Raw genomic sequence first — 13357 nt, 5'->3', positions numbered from 1 at the left:
GGCATGACGATACGCATTGCCATGTGGTCTGGTCCACGCAACCTGTCGACTGCCATGATGTACAGCTTTGCCGCACGCGGTGACTGCCAAGTGGTGGATGAACCATTTTATGCCGCATATCTGGATCAGATTGGTGTAGATCACCCGATGCGTGATGCGGTTCTGAGGTCGCAGGACCGAGACCCCGAACGGGTTGCCGAAACGCTCGTTTCGCCAGTATTAGAGCCTGTTTTCTATCAAAAACACATGACGCATCACATGTTGCCCGATTGGAACGATGCGTGGATGGCAGCCGTCCAACATGTTTTTCTGATCCGTCATCCGGCGCGTGTGGTAGCCAGCTATGCGCGCAAGCGCGAAGCGCCCGTGCTTGACGATCTGGGGTTCGTTCAGCAGATGCGGATTTTTGATCAGGTCGGGGGCGGGGTGGTTGTGGATTCAAGCGATATCCGCGCCGATCCAAGCGACATGTTGCCGAAGCTTTGTAACAAGATTGGCGTGCCCTGGACTGAAAACATGCTGTCCTGGCCTGCCGGGGGTCACTCTGGGGACGGCATTTGGGCCGCGCATTGGTACAACGCCGTGCATGCCTCAACCGGGTTTGATGGTGCTGAAGGGACCTTGCCGGTGTTGGAAGGTGCCTATGCTGATCTGGCGGATGCGGCGATGCCCCATTACGAGGCGCTCGCCGCACACAAGATCACTTGAGCCGACGCTCGCGCGCGGCCAGCAGTTTCAGACGCAGGGCGTTCAGTTGAATGAAGCCTGCAGCATCCTTCTGATCGTATGCACCCGCATCATCTTCGAAGGTCACGTGCGCCTCAGAGTACAGCGAATGATCTGACCACCGGCCAACCGTGCGCGCCAAACCTTTGTAAAGTTTCAGGCGGACAGTGCCGGTCACATGTTCCTGGCTCTTATCGATCAGGGCTTGCAGCATTTCGCGCTCGGGCGAGAACCAGAAGCCGTTGTAGATCAACTCGGCATAGCGCGGCATCAGCTCGTCCTTGAGGTGCGCAGCACCTCGATCGAGTGTGATCTGTTCGATCCCACGATGCGCTTCCAGCAGGATTGTGCCACCGGGTGTTTCGTAAATCCCGCGCGACTTCATGCCCACGAACCGTCCTTCGACCAGGTCCAGACGACCGATGCCGTGCTTGCCACCCAGCTCGTTCAGTTTGGTCAGAACAGTGGCCGGAGACATCATTTCCCCGTTGATAGAGACTGCATCGCCCTTTTCGAACCCGACCTCGATGTACTCGGGCGTGTCAGGCGCATCCTCGGGGTTCACGGTGCGCTGATAGACGTAGTCGGGCGCATTCTCTGCCGGATCCTCCAGAACTTTACCCTCTGACGAGGTGTGCAGCAGGTTGGCGTCCACGCTAAACGGGGCTTCGCCACGTTTGTCCTTGGCGATGGGGATTTGGCTCTTCTCAGCAAAGTCGATCAACTTGGTCCGGCTCGACAGATCCCATTCACGCCATGGAGCGATGACCTTGATATCAGGATTCAGAGCGTAGGCAGCCAATTCGAACCGAACTTGGTCATTGCCCTTACCGGTCGCGCCGTGCGCAACGGCATCGGCACCTTCGGCAGCGGCAATTTCAACAAGACGCTTGGAAATCAAGGGCCGCGCGATAGATGTGCCCAACAGATATAGCCCTTCGTACAGCGCGTTTGCGCGAAACATTGGGAAAACGAAATCACGCACGAATTCTTCCCGCACATCTTCGACGTAGATGGCCGACGCACCCATCATCTCGGCCTTGGCTCGGGCGGGTTCCAGTTCTTCGCCCTGACCCAGATCGGCGGTGAAGGTTACAACTTCACAACCGTATTCGGTCTGCAGCCATTTCAGGATGATCGAAGTATCAAGGCCGCCGGAATAGGCCAGCACAACTTTCTTGGGTGCGCTCATCGTCTGTCTTCCCTTGCAAGAGTTGCGTGCCGATAGCTGTTTTGCGGCACAGGGGCAAGATTGACCCGTGCTGTCCACGCCGCTACGTCAGTGAGATTGCCGCAAGGGGATCAAAACATGAGCTTTCAAGATGATGCCCGCGCCGGTGCTGCCGCGATGCATGCGGTTTTTCCCGCGACGCCCCTGTTGCGGAACGAGGTGTTGTCCGTGCGCTTTGGGGCAGATATTTGGCTAAAGCGCGAGGATCTGAGCCCGGTCCGGTCCTACAAATTGCGTGGCGCATTCAATGCGATGCGAAAGGTGATGCAGGACGACGCTGTCTTTGTTTGCGCAAGCGCTGGCAACCACGCCCAGGGTGTCGCGTTTATGTGCAAGCATTTCGGAGTGCGTGGAGTCATATTCATGCCCGTTACGACGCCACAGCAGAAAATCATGAAAACCCAGATGTTTGGCGGTGATCATGTCGAAGTGCGTCTGATCGGTGACTATTTCGACGACACGCTTGCATCGGCTCAAGCCTTCTGTGCCCAAGCGGGGGCCCATTTTCTGTCGCCCTTCGATGATGAGGACGTGATTGAAGGGCAAGCATCCGTAGCGGTCGAGATTGAAGATCAGTTGGGGCGCGTGCCGGATCATATCATCTTGCCCGTTGGTGGCGGTGGATTGTCTGCGGGAACACGTAGTTTTTTTGAGGAACGCGTCGCCTATACCTTTGTTGAGCCGTCAGGTGCGCCGTCATTGGCCAAGGCACTTGCCGCTGGCCGTCCGGTCGACGTCTCTCCGATCAACAACTTCGTGGACGGGGCGGCCGTTGCGACCATCGGGGCCCGTACTTTCGAACGTCTGAAATCTGCAGACCCTGCCGACGTGATTGATATTCCCGAAGATCGAATCTGCACGACAATTATCGATATGCTAAATGTCGAGGGGATCGTTCTGGAGCCCGCGGGCGCTTTGGCTATCGAAGCGCTGGGCGATGTCGCACACAAGATCGCGGGGAAAACCGTTGTATGCGTGACCTCTGGTGGCAACTTCGATTTTGAACGCTTGCCCGAAGTAAAGGAACGGGCGCAGCGCTATTCCGGGGTTAAGAAGTACTTTATTCTGCGTATGCCGCAGCGTCCGGGCGCGCTGAAAGACTTTCTGAACATACTGGGCCCGGAGGACGACATCGCGCGATTTGAGTATCTCAAGAAATCCGCACGCAACTTCGGTTCCGTTCTCATCGGGATCGAAACGAAACGGCCTGAGAATTTCGACCGCTTTCTGGCCGAACTTGATGCGGGGGGCTTCACCTATACCGACATTACCAATGATGAGACTCTGGCTCAGTTCGTGATTTAGGCGGCTTGACCTTATGAAAGCCCATCAGTGAAAGCAGCTTTGGACGCATCGAAACTGTCCAGAATGGCGGGCACGTCCACTTCGGCCGCTTTCCCCTTTGCCGACATCGCTTCACCCTTGTGGCAGAGCGTGGAAAAATCAGTGAAACCGAGATTCAAAGCGCTGCCTTTGAGCGCATGCAGATCATCTTCGAGTCGGGATAGATCCGGTCCATCGCGCAGACCGTCGATTATGCCAGTCACCTCTTCAATAAAAAGCGGTACAACTTCTTCGAAATCTTCTTCGCCGATTTCGGCACGTAAAGTGCTTACTCGTTCCCAATCAATCATGGCTGTCTCCAACAATTGCGTCCGCTTTTGAGCACGAGCACCCTTAAGGAATGGTGACCGTTAAAGGTTTAGGCAATCAGCGACGGCGCTTCACGGGGTGTTAAGCGGCCCTGACTATCAAGCGTTCAAGCAGTTGGAATACACAGCAAATGACCGTTGAGTTGATCCAGCAGGAGGTGCCTCCTGCACCCGATGATACCGATGCACCCCAGCGGGTGTTGATCGTTGACGACAGTCGTTTGCAACGCAAGATTCTGTCCAGTTCGGTCAAACGCTGGGGGTTCGAGGTTCACGAGGCGGGATCCGCTGAAGAAGCGATTGAGATATGCAAGCATACGCTGCCTGATCTGGTGCTGAGCGACTGGATGATGCCGGGCATGAACGGGCTGGAATTCTGTGATGCGTTCCGAAAGGTGAGCCAGGACAGATACGGCTACTTCATCCTTTTGACGTCGAAGAGTGAGAAGGCCGAGATCGCGATGGGCCTTGAAGCGGGTGCGGATGATTTCGTCACCAAGCCGGTTGACGCGAACGAATTGCGGGCGCGGATCGCGGCGGGTGAGCGTATTCTGCATATGCAGCGCGAGCTGACGGAAAAGAACCGGCTGATCACCGACACACTGGATGAATTGCAACGTGTATACGATTCGCTCGACAGCGATTTGCAAGAAGCCAAGAAACTTCAGCAGTCGCTTGTGCGTGAGCGGTACAAGTCGTTTGAAACAGGCGACTTGAGCCTGATGTTGCGGTCCAGTGGTCACGTGGGTGGTGATCTGGTGGGCTTCTTTCCGGCGCAAGTGGGGCATCTGGGCCTGTTCTCGATTGATGTGTCTGGCCATGGGATCAGTTCCGCCCTGATGACGGCCCGGCTTGCGGGATACCTGTCTGCAGCTGCGCCCGATCAGAATGTTGCCTTGCGGCGGTGTGATGACGGAACATATGCGTTCTTGCCCCCGGAGGATGTGATTGAAACACTCAACGATCTTGTCCTCGATGAGATGGAGACCGAGCACTATTTTACCCTTCTTTTGGCTGATGTGGACTTGAACACTGGTCATGTTCGCATGGCGCAAGCAGGTCATCCGCATCCTGCGGTACAACGACGGGACGGGTCCATTGAACAGAATGGACCTGGTGGTTTTCCGGTTGGGCTGATGTCGGGAATTTCATTCACACAATTCGAAGCCCAATTGCATCCCGGTGATCGCATCCTGCTCTTGTCCGACGGCGTTACCGAATGCCCCAGGGACGATGGTGACATGCTGCAAGAGTCAGGATTGGAGGATATGATGCGGGATTTGTCAGACGTCACAGGACCCGCATTTTTTGAGGCATTGCTTTGGCGCCTCACTGAGTTTGCCGGCGAAGCAACATTCCCAGACGATGTATCTGGCATATTGTTCGAGTATCGTGGCCCGGATCAGCCGAAGTAGCGTCTCAGGAACATCCGGTCCCCGTCATTATAGACGGCCTCCATCGCAATTTCTGGAGCCATCCACGCGACGGTATGATCCGGCTCAATAGGATTGCCTAGGCGCATGACGGGTCGCGCAACGAAAACGTGGCAGATCTTTTCGGCCCACAGGTCGTATTCGGGCATGAAGGTGAACCGCCGAAAGGCACCCAGCCTGCGAGGTGACGCAATGCGCCACCCGGTTTCTTCATACACCTCTCGATGAAGGGCCTGTATGACGCTTTCACCCGGATCGATGCCACCGCCCGGCAATTGAAACTCCCGCTCGGGCGTACTCTGCAAAGTCAACAAAAGCGATGCACCGCGTGGCAGGATGGCATAGGCGCCGGGTCTGGTGGTGTACCTGCGTTTCGGGTCGGGCTGCTGGCCAAATCGTCGGATCATGCGCCCCCCTTTCAGTTTTTGCTCGCTGCCTTATATAGTCGCGATATGCCAATGACTGGCGCCAAAGGAAACCCCAATGACACTCGGTTCGCAACTCGCGTGGGACGATACCGTCCTGCCATTCCAACTTGATGCTTCCGACATTCGCGGACGCGTTGCGCGTCTGGACGGAGTGTTGGATGGCATCCTGAAACAACATGATTACCCCGCACAGGTCGAAGCGCTGGTCGCAGAGATGGCTTTGCTGACGGCATTGATTGGCCAGACGATCAAGCTGCGCTGGAAGCTGTCGTTGCAGGTCCAGTCCAAGGGGCCGGTTCGCATGATCGCGACCGACTACTATGGGCCCGAGAAGGAAGGCGACATTGCCCGCATCCGGGCATATGCCAGCTTTGACCGCGACCGGTTGACGGATAGCAGCCCCTTTGACCAGGTGGGTGACGGCTACTTTGCCATAATGATCGACCAAGGCACCGGGATGACGCCCTATCAGGGAATTACACCGTTGGACGGCGGATCACTTGCGGCTTGTGCCGAAACATACTTTGCCCAATCGGAACAGTTGCCAACCCGCTTCCAGTTGAGCTTTGGCAAGTCGACGGAACCGGGTGCACCGGAACGCTGGCGCGCGGGCGGCGTCATGCTGCAGCACATGCCCAAGGCGTCGCCCTTTGCCGCAACGTCCGAAGGAAATGGTGATGTACTGCGGTCTGATGATCTGCTGGAGGGCGACGAGTCCGAGAATTGGAACCGTGTAAACATCTTGTTGGATACGGTCGAAGAGATGGAGTTGATTGGCCCGCAACTGGCGCCAAACGATCTGCTTTTGCGCCTATTCCACGAGGAAACCCCACGTGTCTTTGATGCGCAGCCTGTCCGGTTTGGATGCACCTGTTCCGAGGATCGCGTGCGCCAAAGCCTGTCCATCTACTCGGCCCGGGATATAGAGAAGATGACCACCGAAGAAGGACGGGTCACTGCAGACTGCCAATTCTGCGGCGCGCACTATGATCTCGACCCGGCCACAGTGGGATTCGAAGCGGAAACCCAGGACGGTGCCTGATCTTCTTGACCAAACACGTGCGGCGCTTGAGCAATCAGGCGCCGCATCGTCGGACTTTGATCTGAACAGCGGAGTTGATCTGCCGGCTGGTCGAAAACTACGCCCGGCTGCCGTGTTGGTCCCGATCATCGAGGGGCGGAACGGGTATGAATTGATCCTCACCAAACGGTCTTCGGCACTCAAGCACCATCCGGGGCAGATCGCGTTTCCCGGTGGCAAGCGTGACGAAAGCGACCGGGACCTGATTGAAACTGCACTTCGCGAAGCGCGCGAAGAGATCGGGTTGCTGGATCGCAATGTCGATGTACTCGGCACCTTTGCCCCTCACGAGACTGTAACGTCGTTCAATGTGACCCCGGTGGTCGCGCTGGTGAAAAACGAGTTCGATGCGACACCGGAAGCCGGGGAAGTATCAGAGGTTTTTCGCGTCCCGCTCGCCCACGTGCTGACACCCGAGAACTACGTTGTCGAAGCCCGCCGTTGGCGCGGTCAAAAGCGGATGTATTATACGGTTCCATACGGACCCTATTACATCTGGGGCGCAACCGCGCGTATATTGCGGGCATGGACGGACCTTCTGCCACACACCTAGACCCGGATACGGATTTCCTGAGCAATCCGGCTGCACAAGCGCTTTGTGTTGCTATGGAGAATGGCGGTCACCGCGCCTATTTCGTGGGCGGCTGCGTGCGCAATGCGGTGATGGGCGTTCCGATCTCGGACATTGATATTGCAACGGATGCAGTGCCGGATCAGGTTATGGAGCTGTCCAAAAGAGCCGGCTTTCGCGCCGTCCCTACGGGCATCGACCACGGCACAATAACGGTGGTTGTTGAGGATCAACCATTCGAAGTGACAACATTTCGCCGGGACGTTGAGACGGACGGACGGCGTGCTGTCATCGCGTTCTCGACTGACCTGGCCGAAGATGCGCGCAGACGCGATTTTACTATGAACGCGTTGTACGCGGACCGGCATGGTCAGCTTGCCGATCCGGTGCATGGTTTGCAGGATGCGCGTGCCGGTCGGGTCCGGTTTATCGAAGACGCCGGGCAGCGCATTCGCGAGGACTACCTACGCACTCTTCGTTTCTTCCGATTCAACGCACAATATGCCCCAGCAGATGCAGCGTGGGATGCGGACGCGCTTGCCGGGATCGCCGAAAATCTGGGCGGTCTGGAAAGCCTGTCGGCCGAACGGGTAGGAGCCGAGATGCTGAAACTGCTAGGCGCTCCTGACCCAGCCCCGGCCTTGTCCATCATGCAACACACAGGTGTTTTGGGGAAGATTCTGCCTGGTTCTGACCCCACTTATGTGGGGCCGCTGGTTCATTTGGAGCAGATGGTTGATGCTCCGATTGATCCCATTGCGCGCCTCGCGGCGTTGGGCGGTCAGGATGTTCAGGGCCGCCTGCGGATGTCGCGGCGCGATCAGCGTCACCTCGATTCGATCCGCACCCTATCCACGGCAGTGGGCGGTCCCAAAGTCCTCGGGCAGATGGGCGGTGTGGAAGCCGGGCGGGGCGCGTTTCTGCTTCGGTCCGCCTACGGAAATGTCCCGATTACGACTGTGCAAATTGACGAAATTGTAGCCGGGGCAAGCGCCGTTTTTCCGATTAACGCCAGTGATTTACCGCACCTCAATGGACCAGCGCTGGGCGCTGAACTCAAGGCGCTGAAACAAATCTGGCTCGACTCTGACCTGTCAAAAACAAAAGATGACTTGCTGTACCCGTGACAATTCAGGGTCCTGACGCTATGTCATGTGGGAACCTGATGGAGTGCAAGATGGTACTAGGAATCTGGAACGACGCCTGATCGTCGCTGACTGTCCTTCGTGACGTACAGGGCCATTGCCCGTGTCACGTGCCTATTGCAATAGAATTCTACGGAACCCGTCATGTTCAAGTTCTTTGAATCGCTCGTCGATCCTTATCTTCCTTACGCTGAAAACGACACGCCGCCGACCAGGCTGTGGCCGTTTCTGCGGGAGTATCTGAGGCCGTTCCGTGCAGTGATCGCCATCACTTTTGTCTTCAGCACGGTGGTGGCATTCGGGGAAATTCTGCTGATCTGGTATGTTGCCCGCATCGTGGACCTGCTCGCACAGGGTACGCCCGAGATGATCATTCCGGAGTATGGCCTTGAGTTCACATTTGTTGCGCTCTGGGTTCTGGTGCTGCGCACCGTCATGGGATTTGTCGATGTAGCGCTGTTGCACAACACTCTCTTACCCAACCTTGGTACGCTTATCCGCTGGCGATCGCACAGGCACGTGCTGCGCCAGTCGGTTGGCTGGTTCGAGGACGATTTTGCCGGGCGTATCGCCAACCGTATCATGCAAACGCCACCTGCCACGGGCGAGGCGATGTTCCAGGTGCTTGATGCCGGGTCATTCTTTGCGGTGTCGGTCATTGGTGCGGTTATCCTGCTGATGAGCTTTGATCTGTGGCTGGCGCTGCCTTTGATCTTTTGGATTATGGGGTATCTGCTTTTGTTGCGCTGGGTCATCCGCCGCGCAGGTCCAGCGGCCAAGGCCAGCTCGGACGCGCGCAGCGCAATCACGGGTCGGGTCGTTGACAGCTACTCGAACATCCATTCGGTCAAGATGTTTGCGCACCATGATCGCGAAGTCGACTATGCCAAAGAGGCAATCGAGAACGCGCGTCAAACGTTCATGAAAGAAATGCGCATCGTCGTTAGGATGGATGTGTGCCTGACGGTCCTGAACGCCATGATGATCGTGTCGATGGGTGCGCTTGCGATCTGGCTGTGGATCGGTGGTTTCACGACCGGAGGCATGGTGGCCGCCGCCCTGACGATCGCACTGCGGCTCAACAACATGACCTATTGGATCATGTGGGCGATGACATCTCTGGTTCAGAACCTCGGCATCATTTCCGAGGGGATGGAGACGATTGCCCAGCCTGTCACCCTCGTGGATGCCCCAGACGCCAAATCACTTGAGCTGACCCGCGGTGAGATCGCCTTGCACGGGTTGACGCATCACTACGGGCGCGGCAGCGGCGGGTTGCAGGAGGTCTCGACCGTCATTCAACCAGGTGAAAAGGTCGGGCTCGTGGGGCGGTCAGGCGCTGGAAAATCGACTTTGGTGAAGTTGCTCTTGCGCTTCTACGATGCCGAAGATGGGCAAATCATCATCGATGGTCAGGACATCGTACAGGTGACCCAAGACAGTCTGCGCTTGAACATTGGGATGGTGCAGCAGGACAGTTCGCTTCTGCACCGATCCGTGCGCGACAATATTCTTTATGGTCGACCCAACGCGACCGAGGAGGAGATGCGGGCCGCCGCCCGTCAGGCCCAGGCGCATGATTTTATCCTCGACCTCGCTGACCCCGAGGGACGCACGGGATATGACGCGCAAGTTGGCGAGCGGGGCGTGAAGCTGTCGGGCGGTCAGCGCCAGCGCATCACCTTGGCCCGTATCATTCTCAAGAACGCGCCGATCCTTGTGCTGGACGAGGCGACAAGTGCGCTTGATAGCGAGGTTGAGGCGGCGATTCAGGACACGCTTTATCAGATGATGGAGGGCAAGACAGTGATTGCCATTGCGCATCGCCTGTCCACCATCGCTGAAATGGATCGCATCCTTGTCCTTGATGATGGGAAAATCGTCGAAGACGGATCACATGACGCGCTTTTGGCCAGGGGCGGGCTATATGCTGACCTCTGGGCGCGCCAATCCGGCGGGTTTCTCGCGACCGAGGCGGCAGAGTGAAGATTTCAAACTGGATAGAGTCGTTTCGACGGGCGGAAGGTCCGCCACCGCAAACACTGTGGCCCTTTCTGCGTTGGTGCGTGTCCGGAGCGTGGCCAGCCCTTTGGTTGGCCGCCTTGTGTTCGGCTGCGGCTGGCGCGCTTGAGGCTGGCACAGCGTTGATCCTTGGTATGGTGATCGACGCGACAGTAGACTTGGGAACCGACGGGTTCTTTTCAGTCTCTAATATAGGCCTTATGGCAGGTGCGCTGGCCTTTTTCTTGATCGCGCGACCAATATTGTTCGGGCTGAGCGCGGCCACAAACGCAATCATCGTGCAGCCAAACGTGAATCCTTTGGTTCTGTCGCGCCTGCACCGCTGGACATTGGGCCAGTCCGTCACGTTCTTTGATGACGATTTTGCCGGCCGCATCGCGCAAAAGCAGATGCAGGCCGCGCGCGCCGTAACCGATATCGTATCGGAATTCATCAACGTGGTGGCCTTTGCGCTTGCGTCATTGGTCGGTTCGATCCTGTTGCTTCTGGCAATCGATTGGCGTGTGGCCGTTGGGTTTGCCATCTGGCTGGTCGCTTACTTTTCCCTGATCCGGTGGTACCTGCCGCGTGTGCGCAAGCGATCCGCCGCAAGGGCGGCGGCGCGTGCCATGGTGTCGGGGCAGGTCGTGGATACGATTACCAACATCAAGACCGTCAAGCTGTTCGCCCACGATGATCACGAAGATCAGGCAGCCTTGGACGCCATGGGTCGGTTCCGCAAAACCTCAGTGGATTTTGGCATCCTGTCCGCATGGTTCCGCTTTGCCCTTATGGCACTGGCGGGTCTGTTGCCTGTGTTCCTGCTGGGCGGTACGATCCTGATGTGGCGACAGGGGATCGCGACCCCAGGTGACATTGTTGCATCAGGCGCCATTGCGATCCGTATTGCGCAGATGACCGGATGGGTCAGTTTTACCCTTATGGCGATCTATTCCAACGTGGGTGAGGTAGAAGATGGGATGCGTACCCTGACCCCCCGTACCCGCGTGCAAGACGCGGCAGACGCTTTGCCACTTGTGGGCGTGAAGGGAGAGATCCGCTTTGATCACCTCGGTTTTTCCTACGGGCGGGAAACAGGTGGAATCACCGATATCAACATGCACATTGCCGCTGGCGAAAAGGTCGGAATTGTGGGCGCGTCGGGCGCTGGTAAATCCACACTCGTGTCGCTTCTTTTGCGTCTCTATGAAGGGGAAAAGGGCCAGGTTCTGATTGATGAGAATGACATCAGCCGCGTGACCCAAGACAGCCTGCGCCACAACATTGGCATGGTCACCCAAGAAACGGCGATGTTTAATCGATCCGCACGTGAAAACATCCTTTATGGTCGCCCTGACGCATCCGAAGATGACATGATCGCCGCTGCCAAGAAGGCAGAGGCGCATGACTTCATCCTTGATTTGCAGGATCACAAGGGGCGCATGGGATATGATGCTCATCTGGGTGAGCGCGGCGTGAAGCTCTCGGGCGGTCAACGCCAGCGCATCGCCTTGGCCCGCGCCATCCTCAAAGATGCTCCGATCTTGGTGCTGGACGAAGCCACAAGTGCACTTGATAGCGAGGTTGAGGCGTCTATCCAGTCAGCCCTGTCCCGCGTAATGGAGGGTAAGACCGTGCTCGCCATTGCTCACCGCCTATCAACCTTGACCGAGATGGACCGGATCATCGTCATGGATGAGGGTCGCATCGTCGAAGAAGGGCCGCATGATACTTTGCTGGCCAAGGGCGGGCTATATGCGCGCTATTGGCGGCGTCAGTCCGGCGGCTTTATCAGCACGCGTGCTGCTGAATAGGGCTTTTGCAAACGGACAGGTCCGGTTAGGCCACGGCACATGACAACTGTGACGATTGAACGACTTGGTCAGCAGGGCGATGGTATCGCGCCTGGACCGATCTTTGTGCCGCTCGCTCTGCCGGGTGAAGTGGTGAGCGGGATATTGGATGGAACACATCTGACAGAGCCTCGGATTGACACGCCGTCGGCTGATCGCGTGTCACCGCCCTGCCTCCATTTCCGATCCTGTGGTGGCTGTCAGATGCAGCACGCAAGCGATCAGCTCGTGGCTGATTGGAAGCGCGATATCGTCTTCATGGCGTTAAAAAGCGTTGGATTAGAGGCTGATATTCGACCGACAGTAACCTCGTCTGACCGGTCGCGACGTCGTGCAGTTTTCGCGGCACGTCGCACAAAGAAGGGGGCTATGGCCGGGTTCCATGCCCGCAAATCAGATGCCATCATTCCCGTGCCCAATTGCATCCTTGTGACACCAGCACTCCTGGCTGGATTGAAATTGTCCGAAGACCTTGCCCTGGTCGGGACCAGCCGTAAGGCAGAGCTTGCTGTCACCGTGACAGACAGTCTGGAAGGTTTGGACGTGGCCGTCGCCGGCGGCAAGCCGCTGGACGGCCCGCTGCGGATCACATTGGCTGCACTCTGCGAACAGTATCGCCTGGCCCGGCTGACTTGGGACGACGAGTTGATTGGTATGCGCGTTCCTCCAGCGCAAAGGATGGGCAAGGCGCAGGTTGTTCCGCCGCCCGGTTCATTCCTCCAGGCCACGGAACACGGGCAAATGAAACTGACGGATCTGGTCAAAGAGATTGTCGGACCAACCAAATCGGTGGCGGACCTTTTTGCGGGTTGCGGTACCTTTGCGCTGCCCCTCGCGGAAAGCGCCGAGGTGCATGCGGTCGAAGGATCGTCTGAAATGATGCATGCCCTCGATGTGGGTTGGCGGCAGGCACAAGGACTTAAGCGGGTCACAACTGAAACCCGCGACCTCTTTCGTCGCCCCCTATTGCCTGATGAGCTTTCCCGCTTCGATGCTGTCGTGATCGACCCGCCACGCGCTGGGGCTGCTGCGCAGATTGCTGAACTTGCCGAGGCGCAGGTGCCTGTCATTGCCCATGTGTCGTGCAATCCACAGACCTTTGCACGTGATGCCGAAACTTTGTGCAACGCAGGATATGTGCTGGATTGGGTGCAGCCGGTGGACCAGTTCCGCTGGTCGGCCCATGTCGAACTTGTCGGTGCCTTCCGTTTGGCCCATATCGCCGCGTGAAGGAGA

General features: G+C 57.4%; 12 protein-coding genes. 9 read left to right on the top strand and 3 right to left on the bottom strand.

What is annotated here, in order from left to right; all coding sequences use genetic code 11:
- Nucleotides 1-3 precede the first annotated feature (3 nt).
- On the top strand, nt 4-708 hold the full coding sequence (locus Q1A51_RS16355; RefSeq protein ID WP_299600748.1) for an HAD family hydrolase: 705 nt from the start codon (nt 4-6) through the stop codon (nt 706-708).
- Here the strand turns inward: Q1A51_RS16355 and Q1A51_RS16350 are convergent.
- On the bottom strand, nt 701-1918 hold the full coding sequence (locus Q1A51_RS16350; protein ID WP_299600746.1) for an argininosuccinate synthase: 1218 nt from the start codon (nt 1916-1918) through the stop codon (nt 701-703). The two genes, Q1A51_RS16355 and Q1A51_RS16350, sit on opposite strands and share 8 nt — an antisense overlap.
- Nucleotides 1919-2035: 117 nt before the next feature.
- Between Q1A51_RS16350 and ilvA the strand changes: the two genes are divergently transcribed.
- Complete coding sequence (ilvA, locus tag Q1A51_RS16345) at nt 2036-3262, top strand: threonine ammonia-lyase IlvA (RefSeq protein ID WP_299600743.1); 1227 nt, start codon at nt 2036-2038, stop codon at nt 3260-3262.
- 11 nt (nt 3263-3273) lie between these two features.
- Here the strand turns inward: ilvA and Q1A51_RS16340 are convergent, their stop codons facing one another.
- A complete protein-coding gene (locus Q1A51_RS16340; RefSeq protein WP_299203271.1) occupies nt 3274-3591 on the bottom strand; it encodes an Hpt domain-containing protein in 318 nt (105 codons plus the stop codon).
- A gap of 149 nt (nt 3592-3740) precedes the next feature.
- Here Q1A51_RS16340 and Q1A51_RS16335 point away from each other — a divergent pair, with 149 nt between their 5' ends.
- Entirely contained in the window at nt 3741-5024 is a 1284-nt protein-coding gene (locus Q1A51_RS16335) for a SpoIIE family protein phosphatase (RefSeq protein WP_299600740.1), read from the top strand.
- Here Q1A51_RS16335 and Q1A51_RS16330 read toward each other — a convergent pair.
- Nucleotides 5012-5449 carry an NUDIX hydrolase gene (locus Q1A51_RS16330; RefSeq protein WP_299600737.1) on the bottom strand — a complete coding sequence of 146 codons (438 nt, stop codon included), beginning with the start codon at nt 5447-5449 and terminating at the stop codon, nt 5012-5014. The genes Q1A51_RS16335 and Q1A51_RS16330 overlap by 13 nt on opposite strands.
- Before the next feature lie 76 nt (nt 5450-5525).
- Between Q1A51_RS16330 and Q1A51_RS16325 the strand changes: the two genes are divergently transcribed.
- The 6 genes from Q1A51_RS16325 to Q1A51_RS16300 all read left to right on the top strand — a co-directional run bounded on the left by Q1A51_RS16325 (nt 5526) and on the right by Q1A51_RS16300 (nt 13351).
- Nucleotides 5526-6512 carry an Hsp33 family molecular chaperone HslO gene (locus tag Q1A51_RS16325; RefSeq protein WP_299600734.1) on the top strand — a complete coding sequence of 329 codons (987 nt, stop codon included), beginning with the start codon at nt 5526-5528 and terminating at the stop codon, nt 6510-6512.
- The gene (locus tag Q1A51_RS16320; protein WP_299600732.1) at nt 6505-7104 is read left to right on the top strand and encodes a CoA pyrophosphatase; all 600 of its coding nucleotides are present in this window, start codon (nt 6505-6507) and stop codon (nt 7102-7104) included. Before Q1A51_RS16325 ends, Q1A51_RS16320 begins: the two co-directional genes overlap by 8 nt.
- On the top strand, nt 7077-8249 hold the full coding sequence (locus Q1A51_RS16315; protein ID WP_299600730.1) for a CCA tRNA nucleotidyltransferase: 1173 nt from the start codon (nt 7077-7079) through the stop codon (nt 8247-8249). Before Q1A51_RS16320 ends, Q1A51_RS16315 begins: the two co-directional genes overlap by 28 nt.
- A 162-nt stretch (nt 8250-8411) precedes the next feature.
- A complete protein-coding gene (locus Q1A51_RS16310; protein WP_299600728.1) occupies nt 8412-10253 on the top strand; it encodes an ABC transporter ATP-binding protein in 1842 nt (613 codons plus the stop codon).
- Nucleotides 10250-12082, top strand: coding sequence for an ABC transporter ATP-binding protein (locus Q1A51_RS16305; RefSeq protein WP_299600725.1), 1833 nt, complete (start codon nt 10250-10252; stop codon nt 12080-12082). Before Q1A51_RS16310 ends, Q1A51_RS16305 begins: the two co-directional genes overlap by 4 nt.
- 39 nt (nt 12083-12121) lie before the next feature.
- On the top strand, nt 12122-13351 hold the full coding sequence (locus tag Q1A51_RS16300; protein WP_299600722.1) for a class I SAM-dependent RNA methyltransferase: 1230 nt from the start codon (nt 12122-12124) through the stop codon (nt 13349-13351).
- Nucleotides 13352-13357: the final 6 nt, after the last annotated feature.

This window comes from uncultured Tateyamaria sp. (genome assembly GCF_947496075.1).
GTDB lineage: Bacteria > Pseudomonadota > Alphaproteobacteria > Rhodobacterales > Rhodobacteraceae > Tateyamaria.
This window is presented reverse-complemented; position numbering and strand designations above follow the sequence as displayed.

Excerpts from the sequence above, each read along its gene's own strand:
- Q1A51_RS16355 (WP_299600748.1), top strand. The coding sequence starts at position 4 with ATGACGATACGCATTGCCATGTGGTCTGGTCCACGCAACCTGTCGACT.
- Q1A51_RS16350 (WP_299600746.1), bottom strand. The coding sequence starts at position 1,918 with ATGAGCGCACCCAAGAAAGTTGTGCTGGCCTATTCCGGCGGCCTTGAT.
- ilvA (WP_299600743.1), top strand. The coding sequence starts at position 2,036 with ATGAGCTTTCAAGATGATGCCCGCGCCGGTGCTGCCGCGATGCATGCG.
- Q1A51_RS16340 (WP_299203271.1), bottom strand. The coding sequence starts at position 3,591 with ATGATTGATTGGGAACGAGTAAGCACTTTACGTGCCGAAATCGGCGAA.
- Q1A51_RS16335 (WP_299600740.1), top strand. The coding sequence starts at position 3,741 with ATGACCGTTGAGTTGATCCAGCAGGAGGTGCCTCCTGCACCCGATGAT.
- Q1A51_RS16330 (WP_299600737.1), bottom strand. The coding sequence starts at position 5,449 with ATGATCCGACGATTTGGCCAGCAGCCCGACCCGAAACGCAGGTACACC.
- Q1A51_RS16325 (WP_299600734.1), top strand. The coding sequence starts at position 5,526 with ATGACACTCGGTTCGCAACTCGCGTGGGACGATACCGTCCTGCCATTC.
- Q1A51_RS16315 (WP_299600730.1), top strand. The coding sequence starts at position 7,077 with ATGGACGGACCTTCTGCCACACACCTAGACCCGGATACGGATTTCCTG.
- Q1A51_RS16310 (WP_299600728.1), top strand. The coding sequence starts at position 8,412 with ATGTTCAAGTTCTTTGAATCGCTCGTCGATCCTTATCTTCCTTACGCT.
- Q1A51_RS16300 (WP_299600722.1), top strand. The coding sequence starts at position 12,122 with ATGACAACTGTGACGATTGAACGACTTGGTCAGCAGGGCGATGGTATC.